This is a genomic window from Bradyrhizobium jicamae, from assembly GCF_001440395.1.
GTDB classification, from domain to species: Bacteria; Pseudomonadota; Alphaproteobacteria; order Rhizobiales; family Xanthobacteraceae; genus Bradyrhizobium; species Bradyrhizobium jicamae.
In genome coordinates this window covers 110,839-135,916 of sequence record NZ_LLXZ01000152.1, presented here as the reverse complement: position 1 = coordinate 135,916, position 25,078 = coordinate 110,839, and the positions used below count along the sequence as shown (strand labels likewise).

Sequence of the window (25,078 nt, the reverse complement as noted above, 5' to 3'; positions counted from 1 at the left end):
CGCTATCTGGACGCGGTCTTGCTGGCCTCGAGCGTGTCGAACAGCTTCGCAAATACCTGCTTAGCCTTGCCGACCTGCGGAACAGCCTTGGCCTGATCGACGTTGCCGGGCTTACCGACCACGACCAACGCAACCATTCCCATGCCGTAATGAGGCAGGCACTTGATGCCGTAGACGCCCTCCTGCTCGAACTTGACGGCAATATCCTCGTTGTTCTTGCCGACGAACAGCGCTGCCCCCTCGGGCAGCATACCCTTGATGGACTCCGCGTTGTGGCCCTTATCCGTGGACACGAACTTGACGGTGTCGCCGGGCGCAATCTTCACGAAAGCCGGCTCGAACACCATCACTGCGCCGTCGCTTCCCTTGTTGAGAAGCTTGACTTCGACCTCCGCCGCCCGGGCGCCCCCGGTCAGAACCAGAGCAGCCGCCGCCGCGGCCAACATCGCAATCTTTCTCATGTTTTCCCGTTTCTTTCCGTTTTCCTGGAACCTGGCCCGGCCTCTACCGGGCTCCCGGGGATCAGATATCGCCGCCCGGTTTTGCCGATATTGCGCTAGCGCAATCTTCGCGCCGAATCCTGGATTAAGAGATTGGCAAGCCGTTGAGGCTTGCCGCGGCCGCGGATACTCTCCGCAGGCCTTGAAACGAGGATATCGATGGCCTCCGTCGACCGCTCCCTGGTCGCCAACTTGCCGATGTTCGCCGGCCTTGCGCCCGCCGAGCAGGACGAGCTGCTGCGCGAAGCGCGCTCGACTCGATATCCGAAGGGAAGCGCCGTGTTCGATCAGGGCGCGAAAGCCGATCACTTCTACCTTCTGCTTCACGGCCATCTTCGCGTCGAGAAGGTCACGCCGCAGGGACACCAGTCCGTCGTGCGCTATGTCTCGGCCGGCGAACTGTTCGGCGTCGCCCAGGCCATGAACCTGACGCACTATCCGGCAACCGCCGTTGCCGCCGTCGACAGCATCGCGCTCGCCTGGCCCTCATCGTCCTGGAATCGCCTGCTCGCCAAATACCCGAGCCTCGCCGCAAGCGCGCTGCAGACCGTCGGCAGCCGTCTGCAGGATACGCAGGCCCGCGTCATGGAGATATCGAGCGAGCAGGTCGAGCAGCGCGTCGCCCATGCGCTGCTTCGGCTGGCCAAGCAGGCTGGAAGGAAGGTTGCTGCCGGCGTCGAGATCGACTTCCCCATCAGCCGGCAGGACGTCGCCGAGATGACGGGGACGACGCTGCACACCGTCAGCCGGATTCTCAGCGCGTGGGAGCAGCAGGGATTGGTCGAGGGCGGCAGGCAGCGCATCGTGCTTCGCGATACGAGCAGGCTGCACGTCCTTGCTGAAGACGAAGCGGCCAAGCCCAGATCGAAGCTCTAGGCCGCCGCTTTCGTTTGCTGAAACTTCGACGGCCTTTCTCATGGAACGACGGTAACCCAGCGACGTCCAGCGCTCTTTGCTCCTGCGCAACTTTCCGAACGATCCGCTTCGTCGGCCAACAAAGCGTTTCTCCTTGTTCCAGCACAAAGAGCTTCGCGGCCGCGTCTCGCATGATGCATCCATCGAATTGGGACATTACAACGCGATGGAGAGCATCATGCTGACGAGAAGGACTGCTTTAATGGGCGCCGCAGTCGCGGCACTGATAATGGCCGCACCGGCCGTGGCGGGACCGGCAGACGATCTCAAACTGCCGCGCCAGAAAGTCGAACTGGTCGCCCCGCCTTTCGTCCACGCCCACGAACAGGCGACCAAAGCGGGACCGAAGATCGTCGAATTCAAGCTGACGATCCGCGAGCAGGAAGTCGTCATCGACGATGCCGGCACGAAATTCCACGCGATGACGTTCGACGGATCGATGCCGGGCCCGATGATGGTGCTCCACGAGGGCGACTACATGGAGCTCACGCTGGTCAACCCCGCGACCAACAGCATGCCGCACAATATCGACCTGCACTCGGCAACCGGTGCACTCGGCGGCGGCGCACTGACCCATGTCAATCCCGGTGAACAGGTAGTGCTGCGCTGGAAGGCGACGCGGCCCGGCGTCTTCGTGTATCACTGCGCCCCCGAAGGCATGATCCCCTGGCACGTCGTCTCCGGCATGCACGGCACGGTGATGGTGCTGCCGCGCGAGGGCCTGAAGGACGCCGAAGGCAAGGCGCTGCGCTACGACAAGATCTTCTACATCGGCGAGAATGACCTCTACGTGCCGAAGGACGAGAACGGCAAGTACAAGACCTACGAAACCATCGGCGAATCCTTTGCCGACACCACCGAGGTCATGCGCAAGCTGATCCCGACCCACGTGGTTTTCAATGGGCGGGTTGGATCGCTCACTGGCAAAAACGCCATGACGGCAAAAGTGGGCGAGACCGTCATGCTCGTGCATTCGCAGGCCAATCGCGATACCCGGCCTCACCTGATCGGCGGGCACGGCGACCACGTCTGGGAGGCCGGCAAGTTCAACAATCCGCCGCAGAAGGACCTCGAGACCTGGTTCATTCGCGGCGGCTCGGCCGGCGCTGCTCTCTACACCTTCCGCGAGCCCGGCATCTACGCCTACGTCAACCACAACCTGATCGAGGCGGTCGAACTCGGTGCCAGCGCGCATATCAAGGTAGAGGGCAAGTGGAACGAAGACCTGATGAAGCAGGTCTCGCCTCCCGGTCCGACCCCGCCTGACAAGGTCGGTGCCGCCGACCCGGTGGCCGTCACCCGCTAGGTAGCGCCGAAAATGACGGCCCGCGGTTATCGCCGCGGGCCGTCGCACGAAGAGGAGGTTATATCGTGCTCATCGTGATGAAAGTGAAGGTGGCAATGCTCGCAGGCGCGCTGGCCACGCCGATTGCGGCAACCACCTTTACACCCGCTCCATCTCCACAAGACCTGGACGGAGCCCAGCGCCTGGTGTCTACATCCTTCAGCTACCGCGCCGCCGGCGATTTCTCACGGAACGGCCGACCGGTCGAAGGACCGTTGCACGAACTCCGCCTGCCAGCTGATCTCGTCATCATGAAACGGCAAGTCACGGCCGCCGAATACGCGCGCTGTGTCGACGAAGGGGCCTGCCCGCGCGTCAGCACTTCCGCTGGTGCGCCGAATCTTCCCGTCGTCGGCGTCAGCTGGCACGATGCCTCGGCTTACGCCGCCTGGCTGTCGCGCAAGACTGGCGCCACCTATCGTCTGCCGACCGACGAAGAATGGACATTCGCGGCCGCCGAAAAGTCGCGCGACGAAGCTATGCCTCTGGTGGATCCCACTGATCCCGCACAGGCCTGGATCGCCCGCTATGAAACCGAATCCGCCCGCGACAGGCCCACCGCGACGGCCGCGCAGCCCGGTGGCACGTTCGGGACCAACAGCAACGGACTGGACGACCTAGCCGGCAATGTCTGGGAGTGGACGAACAGCTGCTTCGTTCGCGTTTCGCTCGATGGCGTACAGGAGCGCACCACCAACAGCAATTGCGGCGTCCGCGTCGTGCAGGGCGCCCATCGCTCCTACATGACCGACTTCATCCGCGATCCAAGATCCGGCGGCTGCGCAGCGGGCGTCCCGCCGGCCAATCTCGGCTTCAGGCTCGTCATGGAACCGTCTCAGCCGACCGTGACCGCGGCCGCCCGCAACATCGCGAAGCTGCTGCGGCGGAGCTAGCGGTTTGGCGACAGACCAGCGGGTTGAGCTAGAACAAAGTCCTTCCGCGCCAAGTCCGGTAGTTGATCTGAAGACGGAAGGAGAACAGCAGATGCGATCGGACTTGGCGCAATCCTACGGGCAGGACAGACTCCCGCGCTACACCAGCTATCCCACGGCCCCGCATTTCTCGCCGACAATCGGCGAAGAGGAATATCGGAGATGGCTGAAGTCGGTGCCGGTCCAGCAGCCCGCCTCGATCTATTTGCATGTGCCGTTCTGCCGGTCCATGTGCTGGTATTGCGGTTGCCACACGTCAGTCACCAAGCGCGACGATCCGATCGCAACCTATACAGCAGGCCTGCGCACTGAAGTACGGCTTGTCGCGGAAGCGATCGGTCAGAGAATGCCCATCTCGCACGTTCACTTTGGCGGCGGCACGCCGACGATCATGCCGCCCGAAACCTTCGTGGATCTCGTCGGCACGCTACGCTACTCGTTCTTCGTGCTGCCGGATGCCGAGATCGCCGTCGAGATCGACCCACGTACGCTGACGGAGCCGATGACGGAGGCGCTCGGCTTCAGCGGTGTCAACCGCGCTAGTCTGGGTGTCCAGAGCTTCGACCCTGCCGTGCAGCAGGCCATCAACCGGCTGCAGAGTTTCGAGCAAACCGCGGCCTCCGTCGAGCGCCTGCGCCGGGCGGGTGTCGGCCGGGTCAATTTCGACCTGCTCTACGGGCTGCCGCAGCAAACGGTCGACTCGTGTCTCGATACCGTCGCCAAATGCGTCGAGCTCCGACCGGATCGCTTTTCGGTGTTCGGCTATGCCCACATTCCCACGTTCAAGAAGCATCAGCGCAAGATCGCAGAAGCCGCCTTGCCTGACAGCGTCGAGCGGCACCTTCAGTCTGAGGCGATCGCCGAAGCATTGCTGGACGCAGGCTACGTCCGCATCGGCCTCGATCATTTTGCCCTTCCAGGCGACAGCCTGGCCATTGCCAGACAGGATGGCAGGTTGAAGCGCAACTTCCAGGGTTATACGGACGATTCCGCCGACACACTGATCGGCCTCGGCGCCAGCGCCATCGGCCGCATGCCGCAAGGCTTCGTACAGAACGCGGTTTCGACCCGCGACTACCTCGCGCGCATCGCCAAAAGCCGGTTCGGCACCGCCAAGGGATATGCGTTCACCAGGGAAGATCGCTTCCGCGCCGACATCATCGAGCGAATCATGTGCGATCTTGCCGTCGATCTGCCCCTCGTATCCCGGTTGCACGACCGCGACCTGCGGTCCGCGATCGTCGATCGGTCGCGGATCGAGAGCCTGATCGCCGACGGCGCCGTGACGATGATCGACGATCGGCTTTCCATCAGCGACGGTGCGGAATTCCTGGTGCGAAGCGTTGCATCGGCGTTCGATGCTCATCTCGCCCATTCCGCGGCAACACATAGCCGCGCGGTCTGACCCGAACATTCCCATAGCGCTTGCGGCCGCATTCACTCGACCCGCCCGTACGCCCCCTGCGCAACGGCTGACGCCCTCGGCCACATCTCGAACGGCAATCCACGCGATCGCCGTTGCTCCGTTCTCTCATTGACGTCAGCCCTGGCCGGTGCAGCCTCGAAACCGGCGCTGACAAGCATCCGCGCAAGTTGCTTGCGTGCGTAGAACATCCGGCTCTTTACGGTAGCACAAGGAATGCCTGCGATCCGGCTGGCTTCGGCGACGGAGTGTTCGTGATAATAGATCAGCTCGATGATTTGACGTTGCGCCGGAGACAGCTGGTCGATGCATGAACGTAGCATCGCGCTCGCTCTTTTGCGATCGAGCGCGGCTTCCGGCGTATCCACGGCATCGGCGATCCCGACGACATCGTCTTGATCGATATCCTCATGCTTTCGTTCCCGCAGCGAGTACAATGCCTTGAGACGGGCAATCGAGAATAGCCACGTGGTAACCCGCGCGCGGTTTTCGAACCTGTTTGCGGATCGCCAGACATCGAGGAATACCTGGCTGACGAGATCTTCGGCAATGGCTGCATTCCGAACGATCCTCTGAATGAAACGAAACACCTTGGTGCGGTGACGGGCGAACATGATGTGCATCGACGCCTTGTCGCCTTCCGCAACCCCCTTCAGAAGCATCTCGTCGGAAACACCCTCCTCCGCTTCCGTCGCGCTGCCGACAGCATAGGCCAGCTTGTCCTGGCACCGAACCGGCCTCGTCACTCCCTGCCGACACTCGCACATCTTTCTCTCCCACTTCCATTGACGAGATTGCGTCAATGATGCGTCGCGCGGCGTGGTCCGGGCTACCCTACGGGAGGATCGGATTTCTAATCCGCTGGTCCAGGGTGAATTCGCCTGAGGGCGGAAAGACGGGTTCGCTGCCGGGGTTGCCGGGGCGCATGGTGCCTCGCGGATGGGCAGCCGGCAGCAGGATCGGACAAGGCCTGATCGTTTTGAGGAAGACACAGGGTCTGTCCGGCGCAAAAACGCACATCGAACGCTCACGCCCAAGATTTCAGCATGTCCGAGTTCCCAACCGGCGCCGCCACACTCGCCTCCATCGTCGACGCCCTGAAAGGGGTAGCCGGCGATCCGAAGGCGCGCGCGAGCTTTGCCAAAGGCCGGTGCGTTCGCGGCACCTATGCCGCCTCGGACCGGGCGAAAGAGATTACAAATTCCCACAGCTTCACCAGGCCATCGCGCGTGCTGGCGCGCTTTTCGGTTGGCGGCAGCGATCCGCGCGTGGCCGATACCGACAGATTCGTGCTGCGCGGCTTGAGCTTCAGGCTCGGTGACGAATACCATCGCTCGAATATCCTCCTGCAGAGCGCACCGGTCCATTTTGCGAGGACGCCCGACCAGATGCTGGCTTTCCTCAAGGCGCGCATGGTGGGGACGAACGGCAAGCCGGATACGGCAAACATCATGGCATTCTCTGCCGCCAATCCCGAAACGCTGCATCAGGCAAACTATATTGCCGCGCATCCGCTGCCCGCGAGTTTTGCGGCCACGACCTATTGGGGCGTGCACGCCTTTCCCGCGACAAATGCAAAGGGCGAGACGCGGTTCATCAAGTTCAAGGCCGTTCCGGTGGGCGAACACCCCACGCTGACCGACGAGGAAGCAAGAGCAAAGCCTGCCGACTTCCTGCATGATGACCTCGAAAGCCGGATCGCTGCAGGTGATGTCCGGTTCAACGTGATGGCGCTGCTTGACCGTCCCGGCGATCCCACCACGGACGTGACCATCCGATGGCCGGATGAGGACAGTCGCGACACGGTGCGGCTGGGAACGATCGTCATCACCGGTGTTGAAGCGGATGACGCGTGCGACGCGTCCGTCTTCGATCCGGCAAATCTCGCCGAAGGCATCGGTCATCCGCCGGATGAGATCTTTGCGATACGCCGGGCCGTCTATGCCATTTCACTGGCAAAGCGCCGCTGACCGGATGAGGCCGGCATTGCCCATAGCGATCTCGAGATAAAGATCCGGATCACGTGTCGCCTTCCGGACCACCCTGCGCTTCGCGGCGCCATGCTCCCGGGCTGACGCCGACCACGGCCGAAAACACCCGCGTAAAATGGCTTTGATTGGCGAACCCGGCCGAGATCGCAATTTCCGACAGCGGCAGATCGCGGACACTCATCAACTGCTTGGCCGTTTTCACGCGCTGGCGAAGCAGCCATTGGTGCGGCGGCAGGCCGGTGGAAGTTCGAAATGCGCGTGAAAAATGGCTGACAGAGAGGCCAAATTCGGCCGCGATCTGCTCCAGCGAAAGCTTTCCGCCGAGATCTGCCTCGAGCCTTTCGCAGGCCTGCTTCGCCTGCCACGGCGCAAGACCGCCGCGGTTCGTCTTATTGTCGGGACGTAGTCCGCCATAGGCCTGCGCGACATGCGCCGTGAGCGCAAGCATCATATGGTCGATGAAAAGCTGGTTGGTCTCGTCCGACCGACGTAGCCCCTGCTGCAGCGTCGCACCGATATGGCGGACGACCGCGTCGTCATGGCCGACGCCGAGTTCACAGGCGAGTTGATCGACGCGCGGCGCGCGGGACTGTTCGGCAAGGCCATCGAGCGCCGAGCGCGGCAGATAGAAAAACAGGGAGTGGAACGGCTTGTTGATCACGTAGCGCGGATCGGTCTTGAGGTCGTACAGATAGGTTGCGCCCGCCGGGACATCGGCTTTCATCACGCACTTGCCGTTCTCCCAGAGTTCGCAGTCCGGGTAATCGTGCAGTTTCAGGCTGACGAGAAAGGCATCCTCTGGGGTGAACGAGCCGGAAAGACCCGGCACGGGGTTGTCATCCCGGGTTTCGGTAACGGCAAGTTCCGCGCCGCGCAGTGAACGCGTGATCAGCGACGGCGGCGCATCTGTCAGGTGCAGGAACTGCCCGAGCCTCTGTACGAAGACGCCCGTCTGGGTCATCGGAATTGATCTCGTGGATGGATTTGGACGGGGAACTCATCGTCGCCCGCGACGCCGTGACGTATTATCTGTCACCAGGGAACCAACGTCTAGGCATACTCGTGAACCGGGAAGCCATTGTGACGGCAACCGGCTCGATCGTGCTGGAACGATTTTCTGAGCGACTTCAATGTGATTAGGCGTTGATCCTCCAGTCGCGAGTTCGGGGCGCCTAGACAGTTCGTATCACAATTGCGCGCTTGCAGCAGGTTCCGACAAATCACGGCGACTTTAGGAAAGACGCCGTACTTGTACGGGGTCTAGAACACGCCCTGAACGATCGACCCGGATGAACGACCGCGACAGACAACGGAGCAGAAGCGAAGGAGGCTACGCCCATGCTTGGTACCACTGCACTCGCTGACTCATCTGCCCTGCCTCCCTTACCGCGCTATCCCATGAGCATCGCTGCCGACAATATCGAGCGGCCTCTCGTCCTGATCGTGGACGATGACGAGGAGATCCGGTCCGCACTCGAAGAGTTGTTGCTGTCGGTGGGAATCGACGCGCGCTGCTTTGGATCAACGCAGGAATTATTGCACGCCGACCTTCCGGAACGCCCGGGTTGCCTGATCCTCGACGTTCGCATGCCGGGGGCAAGCGGCCTCGATCTGCAGCAGCATCTCGCATCGAACGGCAATACGCGACCGATCATTTTCCTCACCGGGCATGGCGACATCGCGATGACGGTTCAGGCGATGAAGGCGGGAGCGATCGACTTTCTGACGAAGCCGGTAAGAGACCAGACACTGCTCGATGCGGTGACAGCCGCAATCGAGAAAGATATTTCGCTGAGAACTGCGGCCCGTCACGTCAAGCAGCATGTCGACCGCTACGCAAAACTGACGCCACGCGAACGCGAGGTTTTGCGCGAAGTGGCAAAGGGCCGGCTCAACAAGCAGATCGCGTTCGATCTCGGCATCAGCGAGGTCACCGTCAAGCTGCACCGCGGCAGCGTGACGAAGAAGATGCAGGCGACGTCGGTCGGGCAGCTCATTCGCATCTGGGAACTGCTGCCTGCGGAGATCCGGGAGGAAAAATCACCCTAGACCAAAGGATGGTTACGATCCGGCCGGCAATGGATCAGATGCGGGGGTGGTCACCCGGCCACTCTAGCGAGAGTCATCGGCTTGTCCAAAGCGCCTATAGTCGCGATCATAGATGACGACGAAGCAGTGCGAGAGGCCCTTTCCGACCTCCTTCTGGTGCTGGAACTATCGTGTCACACTTTCGATCGAGCGGAGGCCTTCATGGCGGATTACGTCCCGGGCAGGTACGACTGCCTGATCACCGATGTGAGCATGCCTGGCCATAGCGGGCTCGACCTGCTGCAGCGACTGCGAGACATCGGCTCCTCGATGCCGGTGATCATCGTAACCGCCGACACCAGGCCGGCGACCCGATCGCACGCGATGAGAGGCGGCGCCTACGCCTACCTGACCAAACCGATAGAAAGTGAGGCGCTGCTTCGGCATCTGCAGTCCGCCCTGAGACGGGAATGAGTGTCGATGTGGACTGACACGCTCAACAGCACGCAAGTACCTGCGGAAGTCATGCGAAAATGGCAGGAGATCGTAGATCTTCTGGCCGATATTCTGAATGTTCCCTCCGCCTTGATCATGAGAGTAGAGCCGCCAAACATCAAAGTTTTCGTTTCCAGCGAGTCCAAGGGAAATCCTTACGAACCGGACGAGGCCGCGTGTCTCAATACAGGTCTCTATTGCGAGACCGTAATGAATACCCGCCGACCATTGATTGTCCCGGACGCCCTGCAAGACGAGGCGTGGAAATCAAACCCTGACATCAAACTAGGCATGATCTCTTACCTCGGTGTACCGATCAGCTGGCCCGATGGCGAGATATTTGGAACGATTTGCGTTCTCGACAGGAAAAGCAACGAATACAGCGAGCTCTACCTCAGGCTGCTGTTGCAGTGGCGTGACGTGTTGCAGGCGGACTTGAGATCCATTGCAACCATGCAGCGAGAGATTGAGCAACGTGAGGCGAAAATTCGCCGCCTCGTCGATGCCAACATCATCGGCATCGTCACCTGGAATGTGGAGGGACAGATTCTTGATGCCAATAGCGAGTTTCTCCGCATCGTTGGGTATGATCAACACGATCTGCTGTCCGGTCGAGTGAGCTGGGTCGACATGACGCCCCCTGAATGGCGCGATCGCGATGCGCTGACGATATCCGAGCTAAAGAACAAGCGAGCGGTCCAGCCCTATGAAAAGGAGTATATCCGGAAGAATGGGGGCCGCGTCCCGGTGTTGATCGGCGTCGAGAACCTTGAAGGGACAGAGGGCCAGGGTGTCGCTTTTGTGCTCGATCTAACCGAGCGTAAGCGGGCAGAAACAGAAGCGCGTGAGAGCGAGCGGCGATTCCGCAACATGCAGACGGAATTGGCCCACGCCAATCGGCTGGCAACTCTGGGCCAGCTTACGGCGTCTATTGCGCACGAGGTCAAGCAGCCGATCACGGCCGCGCTCCTGAATACCCAAACCGCTCAGCGCTTCCTCACTCGCCAGCAGCCAGACATTGAGAAGGCGAAGAAGGCAATAGACCGAGCTGTGCTGAACGGCATGCGCGTCAGTGAAGTTGTCGACCGGACGCACGCGTTGGTCAGGAAGGAGCCCGTGCGAAAGGACCGCTTGGAGATTAATGAAGCCATTTCGGAAGTTATCGGACTGACGCGCGGGGAAGCGTTGAAAAACGGCGTTCAAGTGCGGACCCAACTGGCGGAGGGTTTACCTGTCATTCAAGGCAGTCGGGTTCAGATGCAACAGGTGATGCTGAATTTGATCGTAAACGCAGTCGAAGCGATGAGCCAGATGAGCGACGGCCGTCGGGAATTGCTAATCAGCACCCAGGCTGAAGCTGACTGTGTTCTCGTTGCGGTCCGAGACTCTGGCCCGGGTCTACCAGAAGACGCAATCGAGCGAGCCTTCGAGGCATTTTATACGACGAAGTCGAGCGGCCTGGGAATGGGACTATCCATCTGCCGTTCGATCGTCGAGGATCACGGTGGACAATTGCGAGCGGCCGCAAACGTCCCCAAAGGTGCGGCGTTTCAGTTCACAGTCCCTATTAATTCGGACTGCCCCGCCTGACCCCACGCATTGAGCCTTCAGGCCTCGCGCAATCTTCTCGAAGCACATCACCGTGTCCTCAAAGCTTACCTCCCGCGCTTCCCCGGATGATAGGCGACCGGGCCGCGATGACACGCTCCTATCGGTACTATCCCAAGGTACAGGTCCATCTATCCGCCGAACCTGCCAGACCAGACTCGCCGCATGATTCCGTCTGGCGACGCTGGCCGTCATTATCGCGAGCACAGAGGCAGCAGTGGCGCGCCTCATTGGTTCTGACGCCTGGCGCCACAACGTGAGCACAAGTCGATGACCAAGCAAATCTTGCGCGATCCGTCGGAAAATCTGCCAGCCGCGCCGGGGGCGCGCCAGAACGAGCTGCCACGCGCCGACCCACGTGCCGCAGACGCAGAGATGGCGCGCGTGCTCAAGACCGCACCGCTCCGCATGGCTTCCGACCCGTCCAACGGCGCGATTGCTCACTGGAAACATGGCGCCCTGCATGACGTAGTCGAGCCCATGACAGATCACGTCATCATGACTTACCCGACCGGCGTACAGCGGCTCGAACGGCGCAGCGGGAAATCAGCTGCGATTGGAACGGCGCGTTCCGGGGTCGTGACGATCATTCCGGCCGGCTCGAGCGCGCGTTGGGATATTCCCGGACCCGTCAACGTCGTTCAGCTCTACCTTCCGCACAAAACGCTCGAATGTGCTGCCCTTGAAGCCGGCGCGTCAGCTCCCGGCGATCTCCTGGAAAGAACGGGGCATACCGACATCATTACATCCCGATTGCTCCTGAGTGCGGCGGATGCGCTCGAGGGTAGCGCGGCCCTGGATGCACTGTTCAGGCAGCAGCTGACGGATCTTCTTGCCACGCGCCTGTTGGCGTCGCATACCGGTTCGCCAACCACGTTCCAGCCCACCCTCGGTGGCCTCTCGCCGACGGTGCTGCGCCGCGCCGTCGAACGCCTGCGCTCGGACAGCGATGCGGACGTCTCGCTCGGTGCGCTGGCTTCTGACGCCGGCCTGTCGCGCTTCCATTTCTGCCGCGCCTTCAAGGAAAGCACCGGGCTTTCGCCGCATGCCTGGCTGCGCCAGCACCGGCTCGAGCAGGCCATGAACATGCTGCGCGACGCCGACGCATCGGTCGTGTCGGTCGCAGCCGCGCTTGGCTACTCCTCGCAGACCGCGTTCGCGGCGGCGTTCAGGAAGCTGACCGGTGAAACGCCGAGCGATTGGCGACGGCGCATTCGTTAGCAGCAATTGCTCTACAGGTACGGCAATCGCTCTGGGGCGGATGACCATGTAGTTCGGTAAATCATCGCAGTGTCCACACAATGACGTACGGAGCCGGACGATGGACTGGAGATGCCTTGCAATTGCGCCACGACGACGAACCGTCGCGACCGCACTCATGTACGGACTTTCATTGACCGTGCGTTTCACCTCACCAACCGGCGAAGAAGTGCCGGTCCAAGGCAATCCAGGTGCCCATCCCATGACTTCGATCATGATCAACAACGGCGCCCCTGCAAGGCCCTCGCTGCCGATCGCCTTGCGCGGCTGGCCGCTGGCGCCGAGAAGCTGCAGCGCGACATGTGAAGGCCCCGCGCTGATGTTGTCACTGCCGAATTGCGCTGCCCCGTAAGGACCGCCGGCCCTCGTTTCAAAGTTCGCGTCATCGTCGATCGCAATGCTCGGCCGCCAACAGCGGCGGCGGTAACGCGTGCGCGCCTAGAAAATCCAACCCCAGGAGTAAACCATATGCGACTGATCATCATCGGCGCCGGCTTTGCCGGCATGTACGCCGCCCTTTCTGCCGCCCGCCTGCGCGATATCCAGGGCGTCTCGCCGGAAGAACTCCAGATCGCGCTGATCGCGCCCGAGCCGACGCTGGTCGTCCGCCCGCGGCTCTATGAGCCGAAACCGGAAACGCTGACGGCGCCGCTGCTGGACGTGCTCAAGGCGATCGATGTCGACTACGTGCAGGGCAGCGCGGAGACAATCGACACCAAGGCGCAGACGGTGCAGATCGCGACTCCCAAAGGCACGCGAAAAACGCTTTCTTACGACCGGCTGGTGGTAGCCACCGGCAGCCGACTGTTCCGCCCCAACATTCCCGGCCTTGCCGAACACAGCTTCAGCGTCGACTCGCTCGGTGACGCGATCGCGCTCGACAAGCATCTGCACAGCCTGGTTGACCGGCCGGCCGTGAACGGGCGCGACACGGTCGTCGTTGCCGGCGGCGGTTTCACGGGCATCGAAGCGGCCACCGAGATGCCCTCGCGCTTACGCAAGATCTTCGGCAAGGACGCCAAGACGCGCGTGATCATCGTCGACCGCAATAGCGCGATCGCTCCCGACATGGGCGAAGGCCCCCGCCCGCTCATCGAAGAAGCCATGCGCAAGCTCGGCGTGGAGACCAGGCTTGGGGCCGGCGTCGCCTCGCTCGACAAATCCGGCGTTACCCTGTCCAACGGCGAACACATCGAAACCGAGACCGTGATCTGGGCGGCGGGCATGCGCGCCGCGCCATTGACCCAGCAGATCCCCGCCGAGCGTGACAATTTCGGCCGCCTGCTCGTCGATCGCGATTTACGCGTGCCGACGGCGCCCGGTGTCTTCGCCACCGGCGATGCCGCAAGAGCCGCATGCGACGATGACGGCAACTACGCGCTGATGTCGTGTCAGCACGCCACGCGCATGGGCGCCTTCGCCGGCAACAATGCCGCCGCCGAGCTCCTGGGCGTTCCGACCAAACCCTACCACCAGAAGGGTTACGTCACCTGTCTCGACCTCGGAGGAGCCGGCGCGCTGTTCACGCGTGGCTGGGAGCGCGAGGTGTCGATGGTCGGCGACGTCGCCAAGAAGACCAAGCAGGAGATCAACACCGTCTGGATCTATCCGCCGAAGGCCGAGCGTGCCGCAGCGCTCGCCTCGGCCGATCCGGAGCGTGTGACTGATGTGAGCGGCTTCTTCTAGCCCCTTCGCACGAAACGGGCCGCGCTTGCCTCACCGAAGCGCGGTCCGACCAGGATCGAGCGCCAAGTTCGAACGTCAAGATCGAGCGCAAGAGTTTTCAAGGATGGATCAGATGATCCGCAACACTCGAGAGGAGACAAACATGAACTTGCACAACGCCTCACACATGAGTCTCGACAACCCCTCACACCTCGGTCGACCGGGACACGACGAGCTGGTTCCGTCGCGCTACGCGGTGGGTATCGGCGAGATTGACGTGCTGGTGATCAGCGATGGGGTGCTGTCGCTGCCAACCAAGATGTTGGCACACGACACCGACCCGGCCGTCCGGGCGGCCTGGCTGGAGGACATGTTCCTGCCGCCGGAAATGATCGATTGGCCGCTGAACGTGGTCGTGGTGCGTAGCGGCGAGCAGACCATCCTCGTCGACGCCGGGCTGGGGGTGAACCCGAACTTGCCGAAGGCCGGGCGGACGGTCCAGCGACTGGAGGCCGCCGGCATCGATCTTGGATCCGTGACCGACGTGGTGCTGACCCACATGCACATGGATCACATTGGCGGGCTGCTCATCGACGGCGTGAAGGAGCGGTTGCGTCCGGATCTGCGGATTCACGTTGCGGCCGCCGAGGCCGAGTTCTGGGCGTTGCCCGATTTTTCACAAACCTCCATGCCGGAGGGCTTCCCGGACGCGCTTCGAGCAACCGCCAATCAGTTCTTGAACGAGTACCGCAGCCAGTTGCGGCTGTTCGAGGAGAAGCACGAGGTGGCGCCAGGGGTGGTCGTCACTCGCACCGGCGGCCACACCCCCGGGCACAGCGTAGTTCGCCTGGCGTCCGGCGGCGACCGGCTGACATTCGCAGGCGACGCCGTGTTCACCGTCGGGTTCGAAAACCCCGACTGGCACAACGGCTTCGAACACGATCCCGAGGAGGCCGCCCGCGTTCGGGGCCGGCTTTTGCGGGAGCTGGCGGCGAGCGGCGAGCTATTGGTGGCCACTCACCTGCCGTTCCCGTCCGTCGGCCGGGTTGCGGTCACCGGCGACGTGTTTCGCTGGGTACCGGTCACCTGGGATTACTGACCGCTCGTTGGCTTAGGCCGAACCAGGGCGCGCAGTAAGCGCTTCATCCGATACGGGCCGCGTTTGCAGCACGCGAGTGCGGCCCGCTCACCTGAAATATTTTGGAGCTCGACCTCGATGAAACACGAGACCCCGCGCGCCTCGCAGCTCAACGGCTGCGCCTTCTGCGTGGACATGCATGTCAAGGAAGTCACCCTCCACGGCGATCGCGCTTCGAAGCCGCGCGACGAGAGCGTGTGATGAACGTCGTTGTCTTTGGTTCAACGGGGTCGACAGGCCGGCTCGTCGTTGAGTCCGCTTTGTCCGCGGGTCACGTCGTCACTGCCTTTGTCCGTGACCCAAAGCGCATGCCTTTGACCCATCCGAATCTCAGGATCGTCAAGGGCGATGCAATGGATCCAGCCGCGGTGGCGTCTGCGGTCCAAGGTACGGATGCGGTCATCTGCGCGTTGGGGGCGATACCTCAGGCGAAAGGGGACCGGGGTCGACGCCAGCCCAGTGTCCCGGTTTGCTCGGTGGGAACCAGGAACATTCTGGCAGCCATGCCTCAAGGCCGTGGCCGACTCATCGTTGAGAGTTCGGTGAGCGTCGGTGAGAGCTACCACACCGGGAGTTTCGGCGCAGGCTTCATGGTCAAGCTCGCACTCGGGGAGGTGATGGCAGACAAGGAGGAGCAAGAGGCAGCCGTCCGGGAGAGTGATTGCGATTGGACGATCGTTCGACCGGCAACGCTGACATTCAAGCGCGCTCGCGGAAACCTGAAGGCAGGGACCGATCTGCGCTGGAACATCATTTCAACAGCCACCCGCGCTGATGTGGCCGAGTATCTGGTCAAGATCCTCGATGACCCCGCGACATACAGGAAGGCCATAACGGTGCGCAACTAGGAGCGCGACCCGCTCACCCAAAACCCTTGGAGCTCGACCTCGATGAAACACGAGACTGTGCGCGCGAGCGCGTTCGCCATGCCGCTGACGAACCCGGCCTTTCCCGCCGGCCCCTATCGCTTCGTCAACCGCGAATACTTCATCATCCAGTATCGGACCGATCCCGAAGCGTTGCGCCGCATCGTGCCGGAACCGCTGGCGATCACCGAGCCGGTGGTGAACTACGAATTCATCCGTATGCCTGACTCCACCGGCTTCGGCGACTACACCGAAAGCGGCCAGGTCATTCCGGTGTCCTATCAGGGCGAGCGCGGCAGCTTCATCCATCAGATGTTTCTCAACGATCATCCGCCCATTGCAGGCGGACGTGAGCTGTGGGGTTTTCCCAAGAAGCTCGCGGAGCCGAAGCTCGCAGTCGAGACCGACACGCTTGTCGGCACCTTGAACTACGGATCGGTCCGCATCGCGACCGGCACCATGGGCTACAAGCACCGCGCGCTCGACGCCTCAGTCGAAGCGAAAAAGCTCGCCGGACCGAATTTCCTGCTTAAGGTCATCCCGCATGTCGACGGCACGCCGCGGATCTGCGAGCTGGTGCGCTTTCACCTCGAAGACATCACGGTGAAGGGCGCATGGACCGGGCCGGCCGCGCTGGATCTCTTCTCCCATGCCCTGGCCCCCGTCGCCGATCTGCCAGTCCTTCAAGTGCTGTCGGCGAAACACGTCGTCGCCGACCTGACGCTCGGGCTTGGCACCGTGGTCCACGACTATCTCGCCTCGAACGCGGCTGTGCGGCGACACGGCTCCGGGTCCGAAATCCTGATCGAAGCGAATGCCGGCTGACCGGATCAGTCGCAATGCAAGGAGTATTGGCAATGCTGAACGTAATACGCGAGCAGACTGATCCTGTGCCGCAGCCGCACAACAAGGCGCTGCTGCCTTATGATGTTGTCGCGCTGGTGCTGCAAGGCGGCGGCGCGCTTGGCGCCTACCAGGCGGGCGTCTATGAGGGCCTGCACGAAGCCGGCATCCGGCCGAACTGGCTGGCCGGCATCTCGATCGGCGCGCTCAATGCCGCCATCATCGCGGGCTCGCCCGAAACCGAACGCGTCGCGCGGCTGCGCGAGTTCTGGGAAACCATCTGCGCTTTCTCGATAGAGTGGCCCGCCGGCGAAGGGCTGGCAAATGCCCTGCCGTTCGCGTTCGACATCAGCTCGGTGCGCAACGCGCTGGCGGCGGCGAAGGCGTTGGTCCATGGCCAATCCGGCTTCTTCAAGCCGCGCTTCCCCTCGCCGCTCTGGTCGCCGTTCTCGGGTGACGCCGCGACCAGCTTCTACGACACGGCACCGTTGCACCAGACCCTGGAGCGGCTCGTCGACTTCGACCGTCTGAACTCGGGCGAGGTGCGCGTCAGCGTCGGCGCGGTCAACGTCCGCACCGGCAATCTGACCTATTTCGACACCGCCGAGCGCCGGCTGGGGCCGAAGCATTTTATGGCTTCCGGCGCGCTGCCACCGGGATTCCCCGCCGTCGAAATCGAGGGCGAACACTACTGGGATGGCGGCGTCGTTTCGAACACGCCTCTCTCCCGCGTACTGTCCGGCGAGCCTCGCGACACCCTGACATTCCAGATCGATCTGTGGTCGGCCAGGGGCCGCGTTCCCTACGACCTGATGGAGGTGTCGAGCCGGCAGAAGGACATTCAATATTCAAGCCGCACGCGCGCCGTCACCGACCAGGCACTGCGGATCCAGAAGATGCGTCAGGCACTGCAACGAACCCTCGAGAAGCTGCCGGCGAGCGCAAAGAGCGATCCGGAACTCCGTGCGATCGCGGACCTCGCCCGCCATCGCTCCTACAACATCGTCCACCTGATCTATCAGTCCAAGGTCCATGAGGGCCATTCAAGGGACTACGAATTCGGGCTGAGCGCGATGCGCGCGCATTGGCAGAGCGGACTGGAAGACATCCGCCGCACGCTGGCCGATCCGCGGCGCCTGGATCCGCCGGCTCCCGAAGTCGGCATCGTCACCCATGACATCCATCGCCCGGAATGAACAGCGACTGATTTCACTTCCCAGAACATCGAAAGGACTTCCCATGTTGAAGGGCAAGGTAGCCATCGTCACCGGATCGACCAGCGGCATTGGATTGGGAATCGTCAGGGAGCTGGCGAGGGCCGGCGCCGATCTGGTGTTGAACGGTTTTGGCGACGTCGGCGAGATCGAGGCGATCCGCCGCGGGATCGAGCGCGACCACGACGTCCGTGCCGTCTACGATGGCGCTGATATGTCCAAGGGAGAAGCCGTGCGTGGATTGATCGCCGCGACGGTCGAGAAATTCGGACGCCTCGACATTCTGGTGAACAATGCCGGCATCCAGTTCACGGCGCCGGTGGAGGAATTCCCGGCTGCCAAGTGGGATGCAATCCTCAGCATCAATCTGTCGGCCGCGTTCCACGGCATTGCCGCCGCAGTACCCCAGATGAGAAAGCAACGCTGGGGACGGATCGTCAACATCGCCTCCACCCACGGCCTTGTCGCCTCGACCCACAAGGCTGCTTATGTCGCGGCCAAGCACGGGCTGGTCGGCCTGACCAAGGTGGTCGGCCTCGAGACCGCCGGAAGCGGTGTCACCTGCAATGCCGTGTGTCCCGGCTGGGTGCGAACGCCCCTGGTCGAAAAGCAGATCGGCGATATCGCCGCGCAACGCGGCATCAGTCAGAAGGAGGCCAGCGAGGAGCTTCTTGCCGAGAAACAACCATCCCTGCAGTTTGCTTCGCCGGAGCAGCTTGGCGGCACCGTTGCGTTCCTGTGCTCCGGCGCGGCGGATCAGATCACAGGCACCACCATCTCCGTCGATGGCGGCTGGACAGCGCGGTAGGCAAAACCATGAGCATTCTCTCGCCGAAAACGAGAAAGATGATCGGCCTGCTGCTGTGCCTCGGCGCGGTGGCGGTCGTCGCGGCCGGATGGACCTGGGTTCATTCCGGCGGCGAGGCATCTACCGATAACGCATATCTCCGTGGGGACGTGACCTCGCTCGCGCCAAAGGTTGCGGGCTACGTCATGGCCGTAGAGGTCGAGGACAACCAGACCGTCAAGGCGGGTGACGTCCTGTTCCGGATCGACGATCGGGACTATCGCGCACGGCTTGCGCAGGCCGTGGCCAATGTCGAAGCGGCACGAGCTCGCCTTACCAATGTCGATGCCGACATGCAGCTTCAGCATGCCGTCATCAGGCAAGCCGAGGCGCAAAAGCGCTCGAACGTTGCCGAAATGATCCTGGCGACCAAGGCCTCCGATCGCCGTCGTGAACTGATCCGCACCAGCGCGGTCAGCCAGGCTCAGGTCGACGAAAGCGACGCCGCGCTGGCGAGAGCGGAGGCCGGCGTATCGGCGGCGTCGGCAACGGTAGAGGCTCAGCAACAGCGCATCGCCGTGCTTGCTACGCAGCGCGAAGCTGCCGTCGCCGCCCTGGCGCAGGCAACGGCCGCGCGCGATCTCGCCCAGATCGACCTCGACAACACCGTCGTACATGCGCCCGTCAACGGCGTCATCGGCAACCGCCAGGTCCGCGTCGGCCGACTTGTCGCGCCGGGCGCCTCCCTGATCGATATCGTGCCGGTAAACGACGTGTGGGTAGTCGCGAATTTCAAGGAAACCCAGATCGAGCGTATCCGGCCCGGTCAGCGCGCCCGCATCACCGTCGACGGCTATCCGAACCAGACGCTGGAAGGCGTGGTGGACAGCTTTGCGCCCGGCAGCGGGTCTGCCTTCAGCCTGCTGCCAGTGGACAATGCGACGGGGAATTTCATACGCGTCGTTCAACGCGTGCCGGTGAAGATCCGGTTTGCCGGCAATCCATTGCCCGGCCGTCTCGTGCCCGGACTGTCTGCGCGTGTCGAAATCGATCTGGGGAGCGGCTCATGACTACGGCCGTCGCCGCCACGCCGAGCCACGCTGGACCGGCGACGGGCTCCCTTCTCGTCGCGGGCGTTGTGGTTGCCGCCCTGACCGAGGCAATCGCCAGCACCGTCCTGTCGCTCGGGCGCAACGATATCATCGGCGACACCTATGCAACGCCGGACGAGTTTGCCTGGCTCGATATCGGATACACCGCGCTGAAGCTGATCGGGTTCATGACCGCCCCCTGGGTTATGAGCCGTGTCAATCCGCGCAGCCTGATTATCGGCGCAACGCTGATCATGGGCACGGCATGCGGCATCGCCGCCATTACAGCCCGGTTGGACGTGCTGGTCGCGCTCCGCATGATACAGGGCTTCTCCGGTGGCGCCTTGCTCGTCGGGGGCCAGGCCATCATCTTTCTCGTCTATCCGCGATCCCACCAACCGATCCTTCAGGCTCTGTTCGCAATGGGATCGGTCGTCGCTCCGGCGACGATCGCCCCGGCTCTCCAGGGCTGGTTGATCGACAGCCAGTCCTGGACATGGATTTTCTTCAGCGTTGTTCCGGTGGCGCTGGCGGCTGTCGGACTGCTGGTGATCGCCGATGGCCCGAGCCCCGTCCCGACCGAGCGCCGTCGGTTTGACTGGATCGGCTTCTCACTGATTTCAGTCACGCTCTTCTGCTTCACCTATGTCCTCAGCCAGGGCAGCCGATGGCTCTGGTTCGACGAACCCCGCATCCTCTGGCTGACGGTGATCGGCGCGGCCGCACTGCTGGCATTTCTTGGCCAGCAAGTGATGGCCAAAGGCCAAGGCCTTCTCGATTTCACCCTGTTCAGATCCGAAGACTTTTGCTTCGCCTTCATTGTCAGCTTTGTCGCCGGTGCCGCGTTGTTCGGCAGCGCATTCCTGATTCCGTCGTTTGCCGTATCCGTTCTCGCGTTCAGGCCTACGGACGCCGGCCAGCTCTTGCTGCCGAGCGGCGCGTTTTTCATCGGCACGCTCCTGATAGCCGCCTTTCTCATGCAGGTCCGCCGCGTCCCTCCGGTCGCCACCGTGCCCGTTGGCATCCTGATGATCATGGTTGCGATGTGGATGCTATCGGGCTCGACCAGCGAAAGCGGTGCGCACGACATGATGGCGGCCATCCTGTTGCGCGGCCTGGGCCTCGGCTTCCTGTTTCTGTCGATAACCCTGATCGCTTTCAGCGAACTCAACGATCGCAACCGCGCGTTCGGGATAGGTCTCTTCGATACGGGCCGCCAATTCGGCGGTCTCATGGGAGTAGCCGGACTGCAGACGCTGATCGACCATAACGTCACCGGCAATGTCGAAGTGCTCGGCGCCAGCGTCACCGCAGGCGTTCCGGCGGTCAGCGAGCGGCTGGCGGCGACGACGGCTATGCTGACCGCAAAAGGAATGGACGCGGTGGCCGCCAGCCGGGCTGCCACGAGCCTGCTTGGCAAAGCCGTGACCGGTCAATCCACGGTGATCGCATTCGACACGGCGTTCAATGCCGTCGCGCTCCTCTTCGTAGTCGCCGCGCCCATCCTGGTCACCATCAAGATTGGATTGGCCCGATACGCGAAAGCGCACGGCGCGCACCACCCTGGACCGAGGAGCCCCGACATGAGACATCCTACGCCCAACCCCGCTCGGCCGGACGGTACTCAATCGAGGCCAGACGTCCGCACCTCAGACCCCGCTGGCCATCAGCCGAACGTCGCGGCACAACGAGATGCCGGTCACGGGGAAGCGCTGAAGGCCTTGCTGGCTGGCAAACAACCGTCGGCAGCCTGAAGATACCAAGACAGTCAAACACGCAGAATGACGGGGTCAAGACGCGCCTGATAGATCTGGCAGGCCCTGGCGCTATTCCTCGCGAAACGCGCGACTGATCTGATCCCGCAGCGGCTTGACCAGATAGGAGATGACCGTTCGCTCGCCGGTCTGAACAAATGCCTCGGCCGGCATCCCCGGCACCAGCGCGAGCTTGCCGAGCCGCGCGAGTTCCTGCGGTGGCACGGCAATGCGAACGACATAATAGGATAATCCACTCTTTTGATCCTGCGTCAGATCGGCGGCGATGCGGCTGACCTCACCGTTCAGCTCCGGCGTGGTTCGCTGATTGAACGCCGACATGCGCAAAACCGCCCGTTGGCCCGGCCGGATCTGGTCGATATCCTGCGGCTGTATCTGCGCTTCCAACGCCAGTTTGTCGCTATCAGGCACGATCAGCATGATCGTATCGGCCGGAGAAACGACGCCGCCCACCGTATGAACTGCAAGCTCGTGCACCAGGCCGCTTTGTGGCGCGAGCAGATCGATACGCTTCAACTGATCCTCGGCAGCAACCTTGCGTTCCACGTACTCGGCGGTTTGCGCTTCGATCTCACGCAGGCTGTTGGCCACCTCGCTGCGGAGGTCCTGATCGATCTGGATGATCTGCAGCTGCGTCTCCGCGATCTTGCCGCCGGACTGGGCTTGTGCCGCCGCGAGCCGGCCGCGCTCGCCGTCCAGATTGGTGCCTTCACGCTCCAGCGCCATCATGCGTTGGATCGGCACGAGCCCCTTCTCCCAGAGTTCACGCACACCCGTGAGCTCGCGCTCAATCAGCGCGATGCTCCGTACCTTGGCCCCTTCCTGGGAAACCAGGCCGCGAATTTCCTTCTCGTACTGAAGGATGCGTTCGCGCAACTGCGCCTTCTGTCCCAATCGCGCTTCGCGGCGAAGTTCGAACAGCCTGCGTTCTCCCGCCAGTAGCTGTGCGATCTCGCTGTCGCCTGCGCGCATCACCAGCGCCGCGGGAAACGAGATCGCCGGCGCTTCGTCGCGCTCGGCTTCCAGCCGCGCGCGCCGCACGGCGAATTCGTCCAGCCGCTTGGTGACGATGGCGAGATTCGACCGCGTTTGCGTCGCATCCAGCCGCATCACGATGTCACCTGCCGTGACGCGCTGGCCGTTGCGCACCAGGATTTCACCAACCACGCCGCCGGTCGGATGCTGCACCTTCTTCACGTAGGAATCGACGACGAAATGCCCTCCCGCGACCACCGCGCCAGCCAGGCTGGTTGCCGCCGCCCATCCACCGATGCCTGCCACGAGAAACAGACTTGCGAGGCCGCTGACCAGGAGATGGCGCCGGATCGAGCGCGCGAGGCCCGCGTGATCAGCGTTCGACATCGGCTTGTTCCGTGTGCTGGTCAGGTGATCCCGTGGCCTCCGGTTCGGCCGCAGCGGTTGCGACAACGCGAAACGGGGCGGTAGCCCGGAAGCCGGTTGAGTAGCCCGCGGTCGTTGTCATGGTGGCTGGTGGAGGGCTTACACCTTTCAACGCGCGCGACAGTACCTCGTCACGCGAGCCGAATGCCTTCATTCTTCCTGCCTCGATGACGGCCACAAAATCCACCACGCCAAACGCGCTGGGACGATGCGCAACAACGACGACGATGCCCCTGCGTTCGCGCACGGACGTCATCGCCCCGACGACGGCCTTCTCGCCTTCCGCATCGAGGTTCGCGTTGGGCTCGTCGAGCACGACGAGAAACGGATCGCCATAAAGCGCGCGAGCAAGACCGATGCGCTGGCGTTGCCCCGCCGACAACGCCGAGCCTGCCTCGCCAATCCGGGTCTCATATCCGCTATCGAAGCGAAGAATGAGATCATGCACGCCAGCCGCACGAGCCGCAGTGACGATAGCGCCCGCATCTGCGTTTGCTTCAAAACGGGAGATGTTCTCGGCAATGGTACCGTCGAACAGTTCGACACCTTGCGGCAGATAGCCGATGTGGCGACCGAGCGCTTCCCGATCCCATTGATCGAAGCTCGCACCATCGATGCGCACCTTGCCGCTTACCGGCGCCCAGACCCCGACCAGCGCGCGCGCGAGCGTTGATTTTCCTCCGCCGCTGGGCCCGATGATGCCAAGCGCACTTCCCGCCGGGAGCGCAAAATTGACGCCCGTGAGGGTGGGCTTTTTCTCACCGGGAGGTGTGATGCTCATCGCTTCCGCGCGCAACTCGCGTTCCGGCTTCGGCAGCGCCATGACCGCGCCGTTCTCAGGCATCAGCGCGAACAGTTCCACGAGCCGGTCCCAGCTCTGCCGCGCCATCAGGAACGGCTTCCAGCTGGCAATCGCGAGATCGACCGGCGCCAGCGCACGACCCATCATGATGGAGCTCGCGATCATGACGCCCGCGCTCGCCTCTTGCCGGATGACGAGATAGGCCCCAACGGCAAGCATGCCCGATTGCAAAACCATACGCAGCGATTTGGATACGCCGCCGAGCCCGCCGGCGATATCGCCGGTGCGCCGGTTTGCGGCGAGATAGTCCGTATTCGCGGCCTGCCAGCGTTCCGCTGCACGAGCGCCGAGCCCCATGGCGCGAACGGCTTCGGCGTTGCGGCGGGCAGCCTCCATCAGCGCATTGCGGGCCATTGCGTGTTGCATCGCCGCGCGCGTCGGCCCACGCGACAGAATATCCGTGACGACCGTAAGCGACACCAGCACGATCGCTCCCACAAGTGCGGTGATTCCGATCCAGAAATGGAACAGGAAGCAGATGCCGAGATAGAGTGGCATCCATGGCAGATCGAACAGCGCCGTAGGCCCCTGCCCGGACAGGAAACCGCGGACATTGTCGAGATCCCGCAACGGCTGCAGGCCGTCGCCCGGCATCCGGGCCTCGAGTGGCAGACGAACGATCGCTTCATGCACGCGACCGGATAGTTTGCGATCGACGGTTTCTCCAATCCGCAGCAGGACGCGACCTCGGATCACATCCAGCATCGATTGAAATGCGAACAGAACTCCGGCCAGCATCGCAAGGCCGACCAGCGTGGACACACTGCGGCTCGCCAGCACGCGGTCGTAAACCTGGAGCATGAACAGCGGCGACGTCAGCGCCAGGATATTGACCACGCCGCTGACCACCGCAATTCCGGCAAGCGCCGGCGCCAGCGGCGACACGACCGCCGCAGCCAAAGGCTGCGACGGCTGGCGATGCGGGATCTTGAGCACGGA

22 protein-coding genes and 1 pseudogene are annotated in these 25,078 nt (G+C 62.8%); 18 read left to right on the top strand and 5 right to left on the bottom strand.

Translation table 11 applies throughout. The annotated features are described in order from the left end of the window. Positions 1 to 2: 2 nt before the first annotated feature. Positions 3 to 461: a pseudoazurin gene (locus CQ12_RS24925; RefSeq protein WP_057837939.1), complete on the bottom strand. Its 459-nt coding sequence runs from the start codon at positions 459 to 461 to the stop codon at positions 3 to 5. Positions 462 to 659: 198 nt separating this feature from the next. Here CQ12_RS24925 and CQ12_RS24920 point away from each other — a divergent pair, with 198 nt between their 5' ends. From CQ12_RS24920 to hemN, 4 genes are all read left to right on the top strand, one after another. Then, positions 660 to 1,376, top strand: coding sequence for a Crp/Fnr family transcriptional regulator (locus tag CQ12_RS24920; protein ID WP_057837938.1), 717 nt, complete (start codon positions 660 to 662; stop codon positions 1,374 to 1,376). A gap of 217 nt (positions 1,377 to 1,593) precedes the next feature. Next, a complete protein-coding gene (gene nirK, locus CQ12_RS24915) occupies positions 1,594 to 2,721 on the top strand; it encodes a copper-containing nitrite reductase (RefSeq protein WP_057837984.1) in 1,128 nt (375 codons plus the stop codon). A gap of 65 nt (positions 2,722 to 2,786) precedes the next feature. Next, positions 2,787 to 3,653 carry a formylglycine-generating enzyme family protein gene (locus tag CQ12_RS24910; protein ID WP_057837937.1) on the top strand — a complete coding sequence of 289 codons (867 nt, stop codon included), beginning with the start codon at positions 2,787 to 2,789 and terminating at the stop codon, positions 3,651 to 3,653. Between the two features lie 91 nt (positions 3,654 to 3,744). Further along, positions 3,745 to 5,097 (top strand): oxygen-independent coproporphyrinogen III oxidase, encoded by a 1,353-nt coding sequence (gene hemN, locus CQ12_RS24905; RefSeq protein ID WP_057837936.1) that lies wholly within the window; start codon positions 3,745 to 3,747, stop codon positions 5,095 to 5,097. A gap of 143 nt (positions 5,098 to 5,240) precedes the next feature. Here hemN and CQ12_RS24900 read toward each other — a convergent pair. After that, positions 5,241 to 5,831: pseudogene (locus CQ12_RS24900) on the bottom strand (sigma-70 family RNA polymerase sigma factor); the annotation flags it as partial. A gap of 330 nt (positions 5,832 to 6,161) precedes the next feature. Between CQ12_RS24900 and CQ12_RS24895 the strand changes: the two are divergent. Then, on the top strand, positions 6,162 to 7,085 hold the full coding sequence (locus CQ12_RS24895; RefSeq protein WP_057837935.1) for a catalase family peroxidase: 924 nt from the start codon (positions 6,162 to 6,164) through the stop codon (positions 7,083 to 7,085). 49 nt (positions 7,086 to 7,134) lie between these two features. Here CQ12_RS24895 and CQ12_RS24890 read toward each other — a convergent pair whose 3' ends face one another. Next, positions 7,135 to 8,067: a helix-turn-helix domain-containing protein gene (locus tag CQ12_RS24890; RefSeq protein ID WP_057837934.1), complete on the bottom strand. Its 933-nt coding sequence runs from the start codon at positions 8,065 to 8,067 to the stop codon at positions 7,135 to 7,137. A 437-nt stretch (positions 8,068 to 8,504) separates the two neighbouring features. On the opposite strand from CQ12_RS24890, the gene CQ12_RS24885 reads away from it, so the two are divergent. The 13 genes from CQ12_RS24885 (at position 8,505) to CQ12_RS24825 (ending at position 21,855) form a co-directional block, all read left to right on the top strand. Next, the gene (locus tag CQ12_RS24885) at positions 8,505 to 9,155 is read left to right on the top strand and encodes a response regulator transcription factor (RefSeq protein ID WP_057837933.1); all 651 of its coding nucleotides are present in this window, start codon (positions 8,505 to 8,507) and stop codon (positions 9,153 to 9,155) included. Between the two features lie 81 nt (positions 9,156 to 9,236). Further along, a complete protein-coding gene (locus tag CQ12_RS24880; RefSeq protein WP_063799806.1) occupies positions 9,237 to 9,608 on the top strand; it encodes a response regulator transcription factor in 372 nt (123 codons plus the stop codon). Positions 9,609 to 9,614: 6 nt separating this feature from the next. Then, positions 9,615 to 11,219, top strand: a complete 1,605-nt coding sequence (locus tag CQ12_RS24875) for an ATP-binding protein (RefSeq protein WP_057837932.1) — start codon at positions 9,615 to 9,617, stop codon at positions 11,217 to 11,219. Positions 11,220 to 11,507: 288 nt separating this feature from the next. Continuing rightward, complete coding sequence (locus tag CQ12_RS24870; RefSeq protein WP_057837931.1) at positions 11,508 to 12,458, top strand: helix-turn-helix transcriptional regulator; 951 nt, start codon at positions 11,508 to 11,510, stop codon at positions 12,456 to 12,458. Between the two features lie 507 nt (positions 12,459 to 12,965). After that, on the top strand, positions 12,966 to 14,183 hold the full coding sequence (locus tag CQ12_RS24860) for an NAD(P)/FAD-dependent oxidoreductase (protein WP_057837929.1): 1,218 nt from the start codon (positions 12,966 to 12,968) through the stop codon (positions 14,181 to 14,183). 103 nt (positions 14,184 to 14,286) lie between these two features. After that, positions 14,287 to 15,261, top strand: coding sequence for an MBL fold metallo-hydrolase (locus CQ12_RS24855; protein WP_083519472.1), 975 nt, complete (start codon positions 14,287 to 14,289; stop codon positions 15,259 to 15,261). A gap of 117 nt (positions 15,262 to 15,378) precedes the next feature. Further along, a complete protein-coding gene (locus tag CQ12_RS46640; protein ID WP_245310112.1) occupies positions 15,379 to 15,501 on the top strand; it encodes a carboxymuconolactone decarboxylase family protein in 123 nt (40 codons plus the stop codon). Then, positions 15,501 to 16,148, top strand: a complete 648-nt coding sequence (locus CQ12_RS24850; RefSeq protein ID WP_057837928.1) for an NAD(P)-dependent oxidoreductase — start codon at positions 15,501 to 15,503, stop codon at positions 16,146 to 16,148. The genes CQ12_RS46640 and CQ12_RS24850 overlap by 1 nt, the downstream gene beginning before the upstream one ends. A gap of 42 nt (positions 16,149 to 16,190) precedes the next feature. Further along, positions 16,191 to 16,991, top strand: a complete 801-nt coding sequence (locus tag CQ12_RS24845; RefSeq protein WP_057837927.1) for an acetoacetate decarboxylase — start codon at positions 16,191 to 16,193, stop codon at positions 16,989 to 16,991. Between the two features lie 32 nt (positions 16,992 to 17,023). Beyond that, positions 17,024 to 18,205 carry a DUF3734 domain-containing protein gene (locus tag CQ12_RS24840; protein ID WP_057837926.1) on the top strand — a complete coding sequence of 394 codons (1,182 nt, stop codon included), beginning with the start codon at positions 17,024 to 17,026 and terminating at the stop codon, positions 18,203 to 18,205. Positions 18,206 to 18,248: 43 nt separating this feature from the next. After that, positions 18,249 to 19,031 (top strand): 3-hydroxybutyrate dehydrogenase, encoded by a 783-nt coding sequence (locus CQ12_RS24835; RefSeq protein ID WP_057837925.1) that lies wholly within the window; start codon positions 18,249 to 18,251, stop codon positions 19,029 to 19,031. A gap of 8 nt (positions 19,032 to 19,039) precedes the next feature. Next, positions 19,040 to 20,080, top strand: a complete 1,041-nt coding sequence (locus CQ12_RS24830; RefSeq protein WP_057837924.1) for an HlyD family secretion protein — start codon at positions 19,040 to 19,042, stop codon at positions 20,078 to 20,080. Beyond that, a complete protein-coding gene (locus CQ12_RS24825) occupies positions 20,077 to 21,855 on the top strand; it encodes a DHA2 family efflux MFS transporter permease subunit (protein ID WP_245310111.1) in 1,779 nt (592 codons plus the stop codon). The genes CQ12_RS24830 and CQ12_RS24825 overlap by 4 nt, the downstream gene beginning before the upstream one ends. A 72-nt stretch (positions 21,856 to 21,927) precedes the next feature. Here the strand turns inward: CQ12_RS24825 and CQ12_RS24820 are convergent, their stop codons facing one another. Both CQ12_RS24820 and CQ12_RS24815 read right to left on the bottom strand, forming a co-directional pair. Then, entirely contained in the window at positions 21,928 to 23,238 is a 1,311-nt protein-coding gene (locus CQ12_RS24820; protein WP_057837923.1) for an HlyD family type I secretion periplasmic adaptor subunit, read from the bottom strand. After that, the gene (locus CQ12_RS24815) at positions 23,225 to 25,075 is read right to left on the bottom strand and encodes a type I secretion system permease/ATPase (protein ID WP_157088466.1); all 1,851 of its coding nucleotides are present in this window, start codon (positions 25,073 to 25,075) and stop codon (positions 23,225 to 23,227) included. Before CQ12_RS24815 ends, CQ12_RS24820 begins: the two co-directional genes overlap by 14 nt. Between the last annotated feature and the right edge of the window lie 3 nt (positions 25,076 to 25,078).